This window comes from Brachybacterium endophyticum, from assembly GCF_003130585.1.
GTDB lineage: Bacteria > Actinomycetota > Actinomycetes > Actinomycetales > Dermabacteraceae > Brachybacterium > Brachybacterium endophyticum.
Genome location: NZ_QFKX01000002.1, coordinates 727,891 through 742,828, shown reverse-complemented (window position 1 = coordinate 742,828; position 14,938 = coordinate 727,891). Strand labels below are relative to the sequence as shown.

General features: G+C 72.2%; 11 protein-coding genes. All 11 read right to left on the bottom strand.

What is annotated here, in order from left to right; genetic code table 11:
* Positions 1–177 precede the first annotated feature (177 nt).
* The gene (locus tag DEO23_RS07725) at positions 178–1,302 is read right to left on the bottom strand and encodes a cell division protein FtsQ/DivIB (RefSeq protein ID WP_109275389.1); all 1,125 of its coding nucleotides are present in this window, start codon (positions 1,300–1,302) and stop codon (positions 178–180) included.
* Positions 1,302–2,879 carry a UDP-N-acetylmuramate--L-alanine ligase gene (gene murC, locus DEO23_RS07720; protein ID WP_109275388.1) on the bottom strand — a complete coding sequence of 526 codons (1,578 nt, stop codon included), beginning with the start codon at positions 2,877–2,879 and terminating at the stop codon, positions 1,302–1,304. The genes DEO23_RS07725 and murC overlap by 1 nt, the downstream gene beginning before the upstream one ends.
* A 93-nt stretch (positions 2,880–2,972) precedes the next feature.
* On the bottom strand, positions 2,973–4,079 hold the full coding sequence (locus DEO23_RS07715; protein WP_109275387.1) for a UDP-N-acetylglucosamine--N-acetylmuramyl-(pentapeptide) pyrophosphoryl-undecaprenol N-acetylglucosamine transferase: 1,107 nt from the start codon (positions 4,077–4,079) through the stop codon (positions 2,973–2,975).
* The gene (locus DEO23_RS07710) at positions 4,076–5,638 is read right to left on the bottom strand and encodes a peptidoglycan glycosyltransferase FtsW (protein WP_109275386.1); all 1,563 of its coding nucleotides are present in this window, start codon (positions 5,636–5,638) and stop codon (positions 4,076–4,078) included. The genes DEO23_RS07715 and DEO23_RS07710 overlap by 4 nt, the downstream gene beginning before the upstream one ends.
* The gene (gene murD, locus DEO23_RS07705) at positions 5,635–7,167 is read right to left on the bottom strand and encodes a UDP-N-acetylmuramoyl-L-alanine--D-glutamate ligase (RefSeq protein WP_109275385.1); all 1,533 of its coding nucleotides are present in this window, start codon (positions 7,165–7,167) and stop codon (positions 5,635–5,637) included. The genes DEO23_RS07710 and murD overlap by 4 nt, the downstream gene beginning before the upstream one ends.
* Positions 7,164–8,264, bottom strand: coding sequence for a phospho-N-acetylmuramoyl-pentapeptide-transferase (gene mraY / locus DEO23_RS07700; protein WP_109275384.1), 1,101 nt, complete (start codon positions 8,262–8,264; stop codon positions 7,164–7,166). The genes murD and mraY overlap by 4 nt, the downstream gene beginning before the upstream one ends.
* Positions 8,261–9,817, bottom strand: coding sequence for a UDP-N-acetylmuramoyl-tripeptide--D-alanyl-D-alanine ligase (locus DEO23_RS07695; protein WP_109275383.1), 1,557 nt, complete (start codon positions 9,815–9,817; stop codon positions 8,261–8,263). Before DEO23_RS07695 ends, mraY begins: the two co-directional genes overlap by 4 nt.
* On the bottom strand, positions 9,818–11,443 hold the full coding sequence (locus DEO23_RS07690; RefSeq protein WP_240613281.1) for a UDP-N-acetylmuramoyl-L-alanyl-D-glutamate--2,6-diaminopimelate ligase: 1,626 nt from the start codon (positions 11,441–11,443) through the stop codon (positions 9,818–9,820). It lies immediately after the preceding gene.
* Positions 11,440–13,368 (bottom strand): peptidoglycan D,D-transpeptidase FtsI family protein, encoded by a 1,929-nt coding sequence (locus DEO23_RS07685; protein ID WP_240613280.1) that lies wholly within the window; start codon positions 13,366–13,368, stop codon positions 11,440–11,442. Before DEO23_RS07685 ends, DEO23_RS07690 begins: the two co-directional genes overlap by 4 nt.
* Positions 13,369–13,370: 2 nt before the next feature.
* On the bottom strand, positions 13,371–13,853 hold the full coding sequence (gene ftsL, locus DEO23_RS07680; RefSeq protein WP_109275381.1) for a cell division protein FtsL: 483 nt from the start codon (positions 13,851–13,853) through the stop codon (positions 13,371–13,373).
* A gap of 25 nt (positions 13,854–13,878) precedes the next feature.
* Positions 13,879–14,862 (bottom strand): 16S rRNA (cytosine(1402)-N(4))-methyltransferase RsmH, encoded by a 984-nt coding sequence (rsmH, locus tag DEO23_RS07675; RefSeq protein WP_109275380.1) that lies wholly within the window; start codon positions 14,860–14,862, stop codon positions 13,879–13,881.
* Between the last annotated feature and the right edge of the window lie 76 nt (positions 14,863–14,938).

The window sequence follows — 14,938 nt, the reverse complement described above, 5'->3', positions numbered from 1 at the left end:
TGATGAGAGAGGGGTTGAGTCCGCGAACCCTGACCCTCGACCTCGACTTGAGGTTGGGACTTCACCGCTCTCATCCCTTATCTCGACGCTATGGACGAGGCCCCATGCGCGCAACGACCGGCCCGCGCGTGTCGCGGCGTGTCGCGGGCGTCGTGAGGGGTTGTCGACCGGCCGCGATCAGCGGGTGACGGGCGCGACCGGACTGGTGACGTCGATCTCGCTGCCGGGCTGGTCGAGCAGGGTCCTCGCGACCTTCGCCTTCAGAGCGCTGTCGTCGGCATTGCCCCACACGATGGTCTTCTTCGTCCCCTTCACGTCCACGCTCAGGGTGACGTCGTCGGGCGAGGAGGCCTTGATCCCCGTGACCGACGAGCGCATGTCCTCGGGCAGGGAGCCGAGCACCCCGAGCATCGCGCGGGAGACGGAGGCGGGGTCGCCCTTGCCCGCGACCTTCATCGGGATGAGGTCCTCGCCCTTGCCCGCGGCCTTCGGGAGGACGACGCCGTCGGCGTCGAGGATTTTCGTGGATCCGTCCTTCGACGCGACCGAGGCGATCGGCGCGCGCTCGGTGATCTCCACGCCGAGGGTCGAGGGCCAGCGCTTGGAGACCTTCGCCTCCTTGACCCCGGGCACCTTCTCGACCTCCTGCTCCACGCTTCCCGAGCGCACCAGCAGCATGCTGTGGTCGAGCTGATCGGACGCGGCTTCGTTCACGGTCTTGGCGCGCACGTAGGAGGTGCCCTCGACGCTCACTCCGTGCACGCGCAGCGGCGGGATCGTGATCGCGACGACGAGCAGCGCGATCACCACCAGCACGGTGACGATGCCGCTGAGGACGATCGCCCGGCGTCGGCGCCGCCAGGGTCGGGTGCGCAGCAGGTCCCCGAAGCGGTCCGCCGCCTGGACGACGCGGCCCCGCGCACCGGGTGCGCCCTGCTCGGACCCCTCGTCCGATGCCGTCTGCGAGCTCTGCTCCGTCGTCGTCCGACGACGCGTCTCCCCCGCGGGTCGATGAGTCGTCCTGCGGGCCGGGCGGGGGTCCTGGTCGCGGTCCTGGTCCTCGCCGCCGCGGGAGGCCGGGATCTCCGTCGGGGGCCGGGATCCCGAGCGCGCACGGTCGCTGCGGCCGGGCGAGTCCTTGCGCGGATCCGCGGCGCTCGTGCGGGTGTCGGCGGAGGCCGCCGGCTGCTTCGCGTCCGCGCTCCGGGCCTGCTCGGTGCCGCGGGAGCGGGGGTCGGCGGGCCGGGAGGAGCCCGGACGAGAGGCCGACGGGGTGCGCGGCGGTGCCGGGCGGCGTGCCATCACCGGTCCTCCTCCAGGGCGACGAGGACATCGGGGGTCACCTCGTTGATGTCCCCGGCGCCCAGCATCAGCACCACGTCCCCGTCGCGGGCGACGGAGGCGAGGGCCGGGCCGACCTCGCTGCGATCCTCGAGGGGATGCAAGAGGGCGCCGGCCTCGGCGCGCTCGGTGACGGTGCTCGCCGTGACGGTGGGGTCGGGGTCCTCACGAGCGGCGTAGATCGGCATCACCCAGCTCTCGTCGGCCCGTCCCAGCGCGTGCGCGAACTCGGGTGCGAAGTTCCGTGTGCGGGAGAACAGGTGGGGCTGGAAGACCACGAGGACGCGCCCCTCGGGGCCGACGATGCCGCGGGCCGCATCGATGGTGGCCTCGACCTCGCGGGGATGGTGCGCGTAGTCGTCGAAGACCGGCACCCCTCCCGCGACGCCCCGCAGGTCGAAGCGGCGCGACGCACCGGTGAACGGGCCGATGCCCGCTGCCAGCTCGCGCACCGTTCCCGCGGCCTCGACGTCGTGCTCCTCGCCGGCCGCGTCGTGGTCCTGTTCCGGAGCGGCGAGACCGAGCAGGGCGGCCGCTCCGGCCAGGGCACCCATCGCGTTCAGGACGTTGTGGTGGCCGGTGACGTGGAGGTCCAGCTCGATCTCGCCCACGGGCGAGGCCAGTCGGGCGTGGGTGCCCTCGGGAGCGGTGTCCTCCTCGAGCAGGCGCCAGTCGGCACCGGCGGAGCGGCCGTAGGTCTGCACCCGGGCGGCTCCCCCGCCGGCCCGCTCCCCGAGCGCCGCGGCTCCGGGATCGTCGGCGCAGACCACCAGGGTGCCGTCCGGCCCGAGTCGCCGGGTGAGCGCATCGAAGGCGGCGACCAGCGTGGGCTCGTCGCCGTGGAAGTCGAGATGATCGGCCTCGAGGTTGGTGACCACCAGGGCCGTCGGCGCGAAGGCGAGGAAGGAGCCGTCGGACTCGTCGGCCTCCACGGCGGCGGCTCGGCTGCTCGACGGCGTGCCGACCGGGTTCCCTGCCGCGGCGGAGAGCCCGGCGTTGCGCCCCAGGTCCGGCACGGCGGCGCCGAGCGCCCAGGCCGGGTCCTCCCCCGCTCCGCGCAGGGCCAGGGCGGCCATCGCGGTGGTGGAGGTCTTGCCGTGGGTCCCCGCGATCGCGAGAACCGTCCGGTCCTGGAGCAGACCTGCGAGGGCGGCGGCACGGTGGACCACGGGGATGCCCCGGCGGTGGGCGGCGAGCACCTCCACGTTGTCCGCGCGCACCGCGGTGGAGACCACGACGACGTCGACATCGGGGGGGAGCAGCGTCTCGTCGAAGCCGATGCCGATCTGCGCTCCGGCCTCGCGCAGCGGTCCGATGAACTGGCCGTCCTGGGAATCGGAGCCGCTCACCTGCAGTCCCGCCTCGAGCGCGAGCCGGGCGACGGCCGACATCCCTGCGCCGCCGATGCGGATCACGTGGATCGAGCGCACGGGTCCGTCGGGCCAGGCGGCCTGGGTGACCACGGCACCGGGGCGGAGAATCGTGCGCACCTCCTGGGGCAGATCGTCCGGCTCTGCGGGGCTCGCGGTCGTGCTCATGGCCTCACCGTAACCGGCGCCGCTCACAGCCTCCCGGAGGCACTCCGTGCGTCCCGTCCACCCGTGGTCCAGCGCACCCCGAGCGGGCCGGGGTCACCGATGGGAGGCGGCGGCCAGCACCAGACGGGCCAGACGCTCGGCGGCGTCGGTGATGCCGAAAGCACGGGAGGCCTCGGACATCGTGCGCAGCCGATCCGCGTCCAGCAGCAGCGGGAGCACGGTGTCGGTCATGACCGACCGGTCGAGGTCGGCGTCGGCGATCATCAGAGCGCCCCCGGCGTCGACAACCTCCTCGCCGTTCAGCGCCTGCTCGCCGTTGCCCACCGGGAGCGGCACGAACACGGAGGGCAGTCCGACGGCCGTGAGCTCGCTGACGGTCCCGGCCCCGGACCGGGTGAGGGCGAGGTCGGCGGCGGCGTAGGCGTCCTCCATGGCGCCCACGTACTCGAGCAGGCGGTAGCCCTCGTGCCCCGCCAGCGCGGCACCCACCTCGGTCTTGCCGCGGCCGGTCACGTGCAGGATCTGGCCCCCGGCCTCGAGCACCGTCGGGGCGCTCGCGACGACGACCTCGTTGAGGTGCTGGGCTCCCAGCGAGCCGCCCGTGACCAGCAGCACGGGCTTGCTCGGGTCCAGGCCCGCTGCCCGGACGGCCTCGGTGCGGCGGGCGGCGCGGTCCAGGCCGGCGATGCCCTCGCGCATCGGCATCCCGATGCGGTGGGCGTGGGGCAGCGGGGTGTGCTCGAAGGCGGTGAGGACACCGGCCGCGCCTCGCGCGCCCAGCTTGTTGGCCAGACCGGGACGACGGTTCGCCTCGTGCAGCAGGCGGGGGACCTTCGCCGAGGCAGAGGCGAGGTAGGCGGGAGGGCAGACGTAGCCGCCGAAGCCGCAGACGGCATCGACCTCCCGGTCCCGCAGCAGGGACCGCACCTCGCGCAGGGTGCCGGCGAACCGTCCCGGGAAACGCAGAGCGGCGCCGTTCGGGCGCCGCGGGAAGGGGACCTTCTCGATCGTGACCAGCTCGATGCCGGCAGCCGGGACGAGGTCCGCCTCGAGACCGTCCGCGGTGCCCAGGGCGAGGACGTCGGCCTCGGGGGCGAGGGTGCGCAGTGCCGCGGCGGTCGCCAGCAGCGGTGAGACGTGACCGGCGGTGCCTCCGCCCGCGAGCAGGATCGTCGGTGCGCTCGTCGTCGGTGCGGTCATCGTCGGGTCCGTCCCCCTCTGTCGGATGTGCGGGCGGCAGCCCCTGATGCGGCGCGCGACCCGGAGGCCCGGGACCCCGCGGCCCCCGGCCCGGACCTGCGCGTCTTCGCGGTGCGCTGGGCCGTCGAGCCGGACGATGACGATCCCGACCCTGACGGGCGGCCGCGGCTCGCCCGATTCTTCGTGGAGCGCGAGCGCGCAGGGGCGGATCCGGCTTCCTGCGAGCCCGCGGAACCGCGGGCCTTCTTGGCGCTGCGGCGCCGCCGCTTGCGGCCACCGGACCGCTCACCGCGGGATGCCGGGATCACGGCGAGGGTCCGCCGCATGACGCCGACCCGCGAGCTGAGCGCCTCCTGGGCCCCGGGCTCGTGACGCGCGAAGGAGATCAGCATCCCCAGGGCCAGCATCGAGGCGACCAGGGCCGATCCGCCCGAGGAGATGAAGGGCAGCGGCACACCGAGCACGGGCAGCATGCCGGTGACGACCATCATGTTCACGAAGGCCTGCCCCAGCAGCCAGGCCCCCACCCCGCCGATGGTGATCTGGATGAAGGGGTCCTGCGCCCGCGTGATCATGCGGAACAGGATCACGCCGAGGAGGCTGAAGAGCATCAGCACGCCGAGGGTGCCCACGAGCCCGAGCTCCTCGCCGATGATCGCGAAGATGTAGTCGTCCTGGGCGGCGGGCAGGCGGCCCCACTTCTGTCGGGACTCGCCCAACGTGACGCCCCACCAACCGCCTTCGGCGAGCCCCATCAGAGCCTGATCGGACTGCAGGCAGGAGTCGCCCTGGCAGGTGCCGTGGATCCAGTTGCCGATGCGCGCCATGCGGTTGGCGCTGGTGACGGCGAAGACGATGACCAGCGCCACGCCGACCGAGCCTCCGGCGACGAACCAGCGCCGCGGCACGCCCCCGACCCACAGGGCCCCGGCGACGAGCATCGCCATGATCATCACGGTGCCGAGGTCCTTGCCCAGGAGCACGAGGCCCAGGGCCATCACGATCACGGGCACGACGGGGACGATCAGCTGGACGGTCCGGTGCAGCAGCGGACGCTTCTTGGCGAGGATGGCGCCGAGCCAGACGGCGAGAGCCAGCTTGAGCAGCTCGGAGGGCTGCAGGCTCAGACTCCCGATCCGGATCCAGTTCGTGTTGCCGCCGGCGGCGTGGCTGAGTCCCGGCACGTGCACCAGGCACTGCAGGAGGATCCCGAGGACCAGCAGGCCCCAGGCGAAGCGTCGGTAGAGGGAGGGTGGGAGGCAGGCTGCGATCATCAGGCCCACGAAGCCGATGAGGGCGAAGCGTCCCTGGTTCACCAGGCCCGCGAACGGCGACTCGCCCTTGGCGATGCTGACCACGGAGCTGCTCGAGAGCACCATCACCAGGCCGGTGCCGATGAGCAGCGCTCCCACGCAGATCAGCCCGTAGAAGTCCAGCACCGGGGAGCGCCCCCAGTCGCCGAGACCGTTGCGGACGCGTCCGCCGACGTCGCCCAACGGTCGCTCCTCGTCGGGCCGCACGACAGCAGGTGCCCTGCGGGGGGTCTGCTGCGTGGTCATGCGGTCTCCTTCGTCGAGTCCTCCCGGGCTCGGGCTGCGGCGGCGAACAGGTCTCCTCGTTCGGCGTAGTCGGTGAACTGATCGATGGAGGCGGCGGCGGGTGCGAGCAGCACCACGTCCCCCTCCTGCGCCAGGCCGGCCGCCGCGGCGACGGCCGCCCGCATCATCCGGGCACGTCCTTCGGCGTCCTCAGTGTCACCCGCGTCGATGCGCTCGATCGGTATTGCGGGGGCGTGTCGGGCGAGCGCATCGCGGAAGGCGGTGTCGTCGACCCCGATCAGGACCACGCCTCGCAGGCGGGATGCGGCCTCGGCGACGAGGGCGTCGACGTCGGCCCCCTTGGTGTCTCCCCCGGCGATCCAGACCACGCTCTCCACCCCGCGCAGCGCGGCCAGGGCGGCGTCGGGGTTGGTGGCCTTGGAGTCGTCGACGAAGGCGATGCCGCCGGAGTCGGCCACCAGTTCGCTGCGGTGGCTGCCCGCGTGGAAGGCGCGCAGGCCGTCCCGGACAGCCGCCTGGTCGACGCCGTGGCCGCGGGCCAGAGCCGCGGCGGCGAGCGCGTTGAACACCACGTGTGGTGGGGCCCCGTGGGGGCCCAGGTGTGCCAGGTCCTCGAGCGAGGCGAGCTCGGCGGCTTGACGGTGCCGGTCCTCGACGAAGGCGCGGTCCACGAGCAGACCGTCGACGATGCCGAGCTCGGACGGCCCCGGGGACCCCAGAGTGATGCCGATGGCGCGGGCGCCCTCGGTCACGTCCGCGTCCTCCACGAGCCGGCGGGTGAGGTCGTCGGCCGTGTTGTACACGCAGCCGACGCGCGCCCCGTCGTAGATCTTCCCCTTGGCCTGGGCGTAGGCCTCGAGACCGCCGTGCCAGTCGAGGTGGTCCTCGCTGATGTTGAGCACGACGGCGGACTCGCAGTCCACGTGCTGCGTCCAGTGCAGCTGGAAGCTGGAGAGCTCGACGGCGAGGACGTCGAAGCCCTCGGGGTCCAGCGCCGCCTCGATCACGGGCAGACCGACGTTGCCGCAGGCGACTGCTCGCAGTCCGGCCTCGCGCAGGATGGTCTCGAGCATCGTGACCACGGTGGTCTTGCCGTTGGTGCCGGTGACTCCGAGCCGGGCGGGCCCGTCCGGAGCCTGCATGCGCCGGGCCAGCTCCACCTCGCTCCAGATCGGGATCCCCGCGACCGCGGCCTCGGCCAGCAGCGGCTGATCCGCGCGCCAGCCCGGCGAGGTGACGACCAGGTCGACGTCGACGTCGGTCGGCAGGGCGCGGGTGTGCTCGGCGCCGAGCCGGACCTCGACGTCGAAGACCTCGAGGATGCGCGCCTGCTCGCGGTTGCGGGGGGTGTCGGCGGCGTCGACCACCACCACGCTCGCCCCGCGCTGCATGGTCTGGTCCGCCACGGCGTAGCCGGAGACCCCGAAGCCGGTGACGAGGATGCGCACGCCCGCGACGTCCAGTCCGGGCCAGGGGCGGTCCTGCACGGGGGCCGCGGCGTCGTTCGTGCTCTGCGGTGCCGAGGTCACGGGGCGAGCCCCGGCAGTGCGTCGAGGTAGAACAGCCCCAGACCCGCGGCGCCGAGGACACCGGCGATGATCCAGAAGCGGACCACGATGGTGACCTCGTTCCAGCCCTTGAGCTCGAAGTGGTGCTGCAGCGGCGCCATGCGGAAGACGCGCTTTCGCGTCAGTTTGAAGCTCGTGACCTGGATGATCACCGAGAGCGAGATGATCACGAACAGCCCGCCGATGATCGCGCCCAGCAGCTCCGTGCGCGAGACGATGGTGAGCCCCGCGAGCGCGCCGCCGAGGGCCAGCGAGCCGGTGTCGCCCATGAAGATCTTCGCGGGCGAGGTGTTCCACCACAGGAAGCCGATGCAGGCGCCGCCGATCGCGGCCGCGATGATCGCGGTGTCCAGCGGGTCGCGGGCGCTGTAGCAGTGCGCTGAGTCGAGCATCAGATGCCCCGCGGAGCAGGTCTGGCGCCACTGCCAGAAGGAGATCACCAGGTAGACGCCGGCGAAGATGATGGTGGCGCCGGTGGCGAGACCGTCGAGTCCGTCGGTCAGGTTCACGCCGTTGGACCACGCGGCGACCAGGAAGTTCGCCCAGATCGCGAAGAGCACGAAGCCGACGGCGGTTCCCGCGAAGGCGAGGTCCAGCCACGGCAGGTCGCGCACGAAGGAGAGCCGGGTGCTGGCAGGGGTGTTCCCCTGAGGGCTCTTGAATACCAGCGCGAGCACGGCGAAGGTGGTCGCGATCGCGAACTGGCCGATGAGCTTCTGGTACGCACGCAGCCCCAGGCTGCGCTGGCGCGAGATCTTGATGAAGTCGTCGAGGAAGCCGACGATGCCCAGGCCCGTCATCAGGAACAGCACCAGCAGGCCGGAGGCGGTCGGGGGCTGCTGTGTCAGCAGGTGCGCGACCGCGTACCCCACGAGCACCGCGAGGATGATCGCGACTCCGCCCATGGTGGGCGTCCCGCGCTTGGTGGAGTGCGAGGTGGGTCCGTCGTCACGGATGAACTGCCCGTAACGGCGCTTGACCAGCATCCGGATGTACAGCGGCGTGCCGGCTCCCGCCAGGAGCAGCGCGATGCCGCCCGCGATGATGATCGCGATCATGCCGTCCCCCCTCGGACGTCGCCGCCCGTGCTCGTGGCCGTTGTCGGGTCCTCGCCCGCATCGGGGCCGCGCGAGAAGTCTGTCATGCCTGCGGCGTCCCCTCGATCACCGAGGTCCCCGCGACCCGCCAGGGCGTCGCGGAGAGGCTCGGCGAGGGTGCGCAGCCCGGAGTCGCGGGAGGACTTCAGGAGCACCACGTCGCCGGGCTCGATGTACTCGGTCAGACGCGCGAGCGCGACGTCGAGGTCGGGGACGTCCTCGGACTCCTCCCCGAAGCTCCCCTCCAGGCAGGCACCGCGATGGATGGGCATCGCTCCCGGGCCCACGGCGATCAGGTGCGAGATGTTCAGGCGCACCGCGAGGCGCCCGACCTCGTCGTGCAGCCGCAGCGAGTCCTCGCCCAGCTCGAGCATCTCGCCGAGGACGGCGATGGTGCGACGGGTGCGACCCAGATGGGCGAGCGTCTTGAGCGCCTGGCGCATCGAATCGGGATTGGCGTTGTAGGCGTCGTTGAGGATCAGGACGTCGCCCGCGGCGTGGACGGCCTCCATGCGCTGGCCGGAGAGGGGCTTCAGGGTGGGCAGCACGCGGGCCACGTCGGCCAGGTCCATCCCGGCCAGCAGGGCGGCGGTCGTCGCGGCCACGGCGTTCAGCGCCTGGTGCTCGCCCAGCAGCGCGAGGGTGATCTCGCGGGTCTCGGCAGGGACGGTGCTGCCGTCGAGGCGGGTGAGTCCCTCGGGGACGGAGAGGGTGAGGCGGGCGTGGGCGTCGTCGTCCAGGCGGAGGTCCTGGATGCGGACGTCCCCGGCGGCCTGACCCCAGGTCGTCACGGGGGCCTCGGTGCGGGAGGCCATTCCCGCCACGCGGGCGTCGTCGGCGTTGAGCACCGCGCGTCCGGTGGGCAGGAGCGCCTCGATGATCTCGCCCTTCGCGCGGGCGATCGCGTCCACCGAGCCGAACTCGCCCAGGTGGGCGGTACCCACGTTGAGCACGAGGGAGATGTCGGGCCTGGCGATGCTCGTCAGATGGGCGATGTGGCCGATCCCCCGGGCGCCCATCTCGAGGACCAGGAAACGGGTCTCCGTGGTCAGCGAGAGCACGGTCAGGGGCAGGCCGAGCTCGTTGTTGAAGCTGCCGGCCGGGGCGATCGTCGGACCGAGCTCACCGAGCAGCGACCCCAGCAGGTCCTTGGTGCCGGTCTTGCCGGCGCTCCCGGTCAGGGCGACCACGAGGAGGTCCTCGCGCTCGCTGCGTGCCCGCTCGAGCTGTGCCCGGGCGAGGTCGGAGAGGGCCTTCTCGACATCGGCGACGCGCACGGCGGGGACGTCGACCTCGTCGGTGACCAGGGCGAGCGCGGCGCCGGCATCGCGTGCGGTGGTGACGAAGCGGTGCCCGTCGGTGTTCTCCCCGTGGAAGGCGGCGAAGAGGTCGCCCGTCTCGATGTCGCGGGAGTCGATGCGGGCCCTCCCGCTCACGCGCTCGGACCCGAGGGCACCCCCGATCAGCTCACCGTCGGTGAGCTCAGCGATCTCCTGGGCTGTGATGGCGAGCATTCAGAGTCCTTCATCATCTCGAGGCGTGGGGCTGTCGGCCCCGCGAGCTGCAGGGGCCGCGTCGGACCCGGCGAGGCGTCTGCGCAGCTGCACGCGGTCGTCGAACGGAAGGACTGTATCGCCGATCGTCTGCCCCTTCTCCGCGCCCTTGCCGGCGAGCAGGATGGTGTCGCCCACGTCCGCGAGCTCGCAGGCGAGATCGATCGCGTTCTCCCGACCTGCGACGACGTGGACATCAGCCGTGGTCGACCCATCGATCCCCGCACGCACCTGCTCACGGATCGAGGCAGGATCCTCGCTGCGCGGGTTGTCATCGGTGATGATCACGACATCCGCGAGGTCCGCGGCGACGGCGCCCATGTGAGGGCGCTTGCCCCGGTCCCGGTCCCCGCCCGCGCCGATCACGGCGATCAGGCGCCGGGTGCCGGGCACGGCGCGCAGCGTGGCGAGGGTCTTCGCGAGCGCATCCTCGGTGTGGGAGAAGTCCACGACGCCGCGCACCGGGTGCTCGGCGACCAGCTCCATGCGGCCGGGCACCACGCCTGCTCGGGAGACGGTCTCGCGCACGTGCTCACCGTCGTGCCCGATCGCGGCGAGCAGCAGCATCACCGCGACCGTGTTGGCGACGTAGGGCATCCCGGGGATCTGCGAGCTCAGACGATGGCGCTCCCCACCGGGCATGCGCACCGTGAAGTCGCTGCCGAATCCGGAGGCTTCGACCTGCTCCACGACGACGTCCGCCTCGCGACGCGGGTCGGTCGTGAAAGTCGTCACGGGGATCCGCGCCTCTCCCGCCAGGCGCGCTCCCCACTCGTCGTCGACGCAGACCACGCCGCGGCGCGCGTGCTCGGGCGCGAACAGGGAGGCCTTGGCGCGGAAGTAGTCCTCCATCGTGGGATGGAAGTCCAGGTGGTCCTGCGAGAGGTTGGTGAAGCACGCGACGTCGAACAGGATCTCGTCGGCACGGTGCAGGACCATCGCGTGGCTGGAGACCTCCATCGCGCACACCGCGACGTCGTCCTCGAGCATCCGCGCGAGGATCCCCTGCACGTCCGGGGCCTCGGGGGTGGTGCGCACGGTGCCGATGCGGACGTCCCGCCCGTCGCCGTCGTGGTACTCGGTGCCGCTGGTGCCGATCATCCCGACGGGCACGGCGAGCTCGAGCAGGGCGCGCTGGAGCATCGTGGTCACCGAGGTCTTGCCGTTGGTGCCGGTGACGCCGATCGTCGTGAGCTGCTGGGCGGGCCGGCCGTAGACCTCGGCGGCGGCCGCGGCGGTCGCGGTCCGCGGATCGTCCAGGACCAGCGCCGTCAGGCCGGCGCGCACGCATTCCTGGGCGCCGACGGGATCGGTGAGCGCGGCGAGGGCGCCGGCCTCCGCGGCCTGTCCGGCGAAGCGGGCGCCGTGGGTGCGGGCGCCCGGCAGCGCGCAGTAGAGGTCCCCGGGGCGCACGCTGCGGGAGTCGAGGGTCGCGCCCTGCAGCGCCTCCTCGGTGACAGGCCCGACGACCTCGGCGTCGAGCAGACGCGCGAGGTCCCCGGCGGACAGGCCCGCGGCCCGACGTGGACGGGGAGGGACGACCTCCTCGGCGCCAGGCGCGCCCTCGGTCCCCTCGGCCGGGGTCACCATTCGTCCTCCAGCGTGCGTCCCTTCTTCCCGGTGGGGGCGATCCCCTGGGACTGCAGCGTGTACTGCATGATCTCGGAGAAGGCGGGCGCCGAGACGGTGTTGCCCGAGAGGAAGGTCTTCAGGCCGTAGACGAACACGCCGACGGCGATCTCGGGGTCGTCGATCGGTGCCATCCCGATGAAGGAGGCGGTGTACCCGGCGCCGCTCTCGGCGGTACCGGTCTTGCCGCCCACGGCATAGTTGGGGACCGCGGCGTTGGACTCCTCGTCGTCGTCGACGTCGTTGTCCATCAGGGCGCGGACCGTGCGTGCCGTGTCGCTCGAGCAGGCGCGCACGCCCTTGGCGGTGGTGGCGGCGGTGATCACGCCGTTCTCGTCGCGGGTGCCGGCGACGACCGTGGGCTGCATGCGCACACCGTCGTTGCCGAAGGCGCCGATGGCGGCGGTCATCTGGATCGGGGTGACGCTGTAGCCCTGGCCGAAGGCGATGGTGTACGCCATCCGCCCGTGCCAGTCGGAGACGGGGTGCAGGATGCCGCCGGACTCCCCCGGCAGGCCGATCCCGGTCTTCTCGCCGATGCCGAAGGCCTTGAGGGTCGAGTAGCGCTCCTCGTTGGTGACCGTCCTGGCGATCTGCACGGTGCCGACGTTCGAGCTCTCCTTGAGCACTCCCGCGAGGGTCAGGCGCTGGGTCTCGTGGTGGTGCGAGTCCTTGATGCGGTTGCCGTCGAAATCCATCGTGTACGGGATGGTGTACTCCGACTTCGGTGTCACCTTGCCCTTCTCCAGGGCGCACGCGACCGTCAGCAGCTTGCCCGTCGAGCCGGGCTCGAAGACGTTGGACAGCGACTGGTTGCCCAGCTGATCGGCCGGGGTCTTGCCGAACTCGTTGGGGTCGAAGGTCGGGTAGTCCGCGAGGGCGAGCAGCTCACCGGTGCGGACGTTGTAGATCACGGCGCTGCCGGCATCGGCGTTGAACTTCTTGACGGTGTCGGCGAGGACCTCCTGCGCCTTCCACTGCAGGTTCTCGTCGATCGTGAGCACCAGGTCGTCGCCGTCGACGGCCTCCTTGGTGGTCTGCTTGGCGGTCGGGATGACCTGACCGCCCGCGCCGCGCTGGTAGCTCGTCTTGCCGTCGGTCCCCCGCAGGTTCTCGTCGTACATCAGCTCCGCGCCGCCCAGCGACTTGCCGTCTCCGCCGACGAAGCCGATCACGTTGGCGCCGATCTTCCCGGCCGGGTACACGCGCTGGGAGACGCGGTCGGAGCCGATGCCGGGGATCTTCTGGCTCATCACGGCCTCACGCACGTCGGGCTCGACGTTCTTGCGCAGGTACACGAACCCACGGTCACCCGTGAGCTGCTTCTCGGCCTCGTCCATGTCCCAGTCCAGCAGGGGCGAGAGGACCTTCGCGGCAGCCTTCACCCCGGTGCCGAGCTCCTCGTCGTCGGGCTCGAAGTCGCTGACCTGCATCTGGTTCACCCACAGGTCGTAGCGCTCGACGCTGCGGGCGAGCACGGCGCCGTTGCGGTCCACGATCTCGCCACGCAGGGCGGCGATCGTCCTGTCCACCTCGCGCTGGTCGACGGCCTCGGCGGCACGCGCGCTCGCATCCAGGCCCTGCACCCACACCAGGCGGCCGCCCAGGGTGACGGCGGCACCGCCCATCAGCGCGAGCATCAGACGCCGGCGCACCATCGGCTCGCCCACCCGTGGGGCGGGGATCAGCGGCCCCGTGCCCCGCGAGGCCGAGCCCCGGGCGGCCGAGCGCGACGCCGTGGCTCCGCGACGGGCCGACGTGCTGCCGGTCGAGCGCGCCCTGCGGCCGCCCTCGCCGGAGCCGTCACGCCGCGCGTCACCGCCGCGGCGTCCGCCGCCGCGGGAACCGCCGGGTCCCGGCCGTCCGCCGGAGGTCGAGGCCATGATCAGTCTCCCTCGTTGCCCATTCCGTGATAGGTCTCCGCGTCCTCGTAGATCGAGGCCGCGGGGATCGAGGACGATTCTGCCCCGGAGGAGGACTGCACCGGCTGCGCCTCGCCGAGGACCTTGTCACTCCCCAGATCGATGTACGTCGGGCTGCCGGCCGGGACCATCCCGAGGTCCTCGGCGCGCTTGCCCAGCTCCTGGGGCGTGCTGAGCTGATCCTCCTGCTCACGCAGGCCCTGGGTGTCCTCGCTGAGCTTCTGCGAGGTCGACTCGAGCCGGGTTATCCGGTAGCTGGTGTCGGACATCTGGATGTTCAGGAACAGCACCGTGGCCAGGGTGGCCACGACGATCAGCGTGCACAGGATCGCGAAGGGCATCGGGCTGCGTCGCGGGCTGGGCGCGGCGACCACCGCCAGACGAGGCCGTGCGCTGGTGCGGGTGGCTCGACGCGGTGCGACGCGGGGGGCTGTGCTGATGGCCATGATGCTTTCCGATTCGTGGTCGGGTTCAGTGTGCGCTGGTCAGTCGCTCGGCTGCCCGGAGGCGCACCGAGGCGGAACGGGGATTGTTCTGGCGTTCGTCGTCGTCGGCCTGGAGTGCGCCGCGCGTGAGGGCCCGGAAGGTGGGCCGGTGCTCCTCGAGCTCGAAGGGCAGGTCCGGGGGCGCCGACGAACGGGTGCGCCGCCCGAGGGCCGCCTTCACGATCTTGTCCTCGCCCGAGTGGTAGGACTCCACGACCACGCGACCGCCGACGGCCACGCCGTCCAGCGCGCCGTCGATCGCGCGGGTGAGGATCGTGAGCTCGTCGTTGACGGCGATCCGCAGGGCTTGGAACGTGCGCTTGGCCGGATGGCCGCCGTGGGCGCGGGAGGCCGCGGGGATCGCGCGGTCCAGCAGCGCGACGAGGTCGGCGCTGCGGCGCAGCGGATGCTCGGCCCGCTCGGTGACGATGGTCCGGGCGATCCGCGGCGCGAAGCGCTCGTCCCCGTACACGCGCAGGATCCGCGACAGCTCTTTCTGATCGAGCTCGGCCAGCAGGTCGGCGGCCGTCGGGCCCCCGGACGCAGGATCCATCCGCATGTCCAGAGGAGCGTCGGAGGCGTAGGAGAACCCGCGCTCGGCGGTGTCGATCTGGAAGCTCGAGAGTCCGAGGTCCATCATCACCGCGGAGGCGCTCCGGCCGCGCTCGGCGAGGACCTCGGGGATCTGGTCGTAGGTCGCGTGGACCAGGTCGATGCGGTCGGCGTGACCCGCAGCCTCGAGGCGGGTCCTGGCGAGATCGAGGGCCGCCGTGTCGCGGTCGATGCCGAGCAGACGGGCGTTCGGGCAGGCGTCCAGCACGGCGACCGCGTGGCCGGCCATGCCGAGGGTCGCGTCGACGTAGAGGGAATCAGGGTCCTGGAGGGCAGGAGCGAGCAGGTCGATGCACTGCTGCAGCATCACGGGGGCGTGACGGTCCTCGGCGGGGACCGGGTGCTGGGCCTCGTCCATGCCACCGCCTCTCCCTGGTGCTGCGTGCTGCTGATGTGTTGCCACGGGCGTGCTGTCCGCGGTGCCGTCCGGCGGG

Bases quoted from the DNA above. Each gene is read 5' to 3' on its own strand.
- DEO23_RS07695 (WP_109275383.1), bottom strand. From the start codon at position 9,817: ATGCTCGCCATCACAGCCCAGGAGATCGCTGAGCTCACCGACGGTGAG.
- DEO23_RS07725 (WP_109275389.1), bottom strand. From the start codon at position 1,302: ATGGCACGCCGCCCGGCACCGCCGCGCACCCCGTCGGCCTCTCGTCCG.
- mraY (WP_109275384.1), bottom strand. From the start codon at position 8,264: ATGATCGCGATCATCATCGCGGGCGGCATCGCGCTGCTCCTGGCGGGA.
- ftsL (WP_109275381.1), bottom strand. From the start codon at position 13,853: ATGGCCATCAGCACAGCCCCCCGCGTCGCACCGCGTCGAGCCACCCGC.
- murC (WP_109275388.1), bottom strand. From the start codon at position 2,879: ATGAGCACGACCGCGAGCCCCGCAGAGCCGGACGATCTGCCCCAGGAG.
- DEO23_RS07710 (WP_109275386.1), bottom strand. From the start codon at position 5,638: ATGACCACGCAGCAGACCCCCCGCAGGGCACCTGCTGTCGTGCGGCCC.
- DEO23_RS07715 (WP_109275387.1), bottom strand. From the start codon at position 4,079: ATGACCGCACCGACGACGAGCGCACCGACGATCCTGCTCGCGGGCGGA.
- DEO23_RS07685 (WP_240613280.1), bottom strand. From the start codon at position 13,368: ATGGCCTCGACCTCCGGCGGACGGCCGGGACCCGGCGGTTCCCGCGGC.
- rsmH (WP_109275380.1), bottom strand. From the start codon at position 14,862: ATGGACGAGGCCCAGCACCCGGTCCCCGCCGAGGACCGTCACGCCCCC.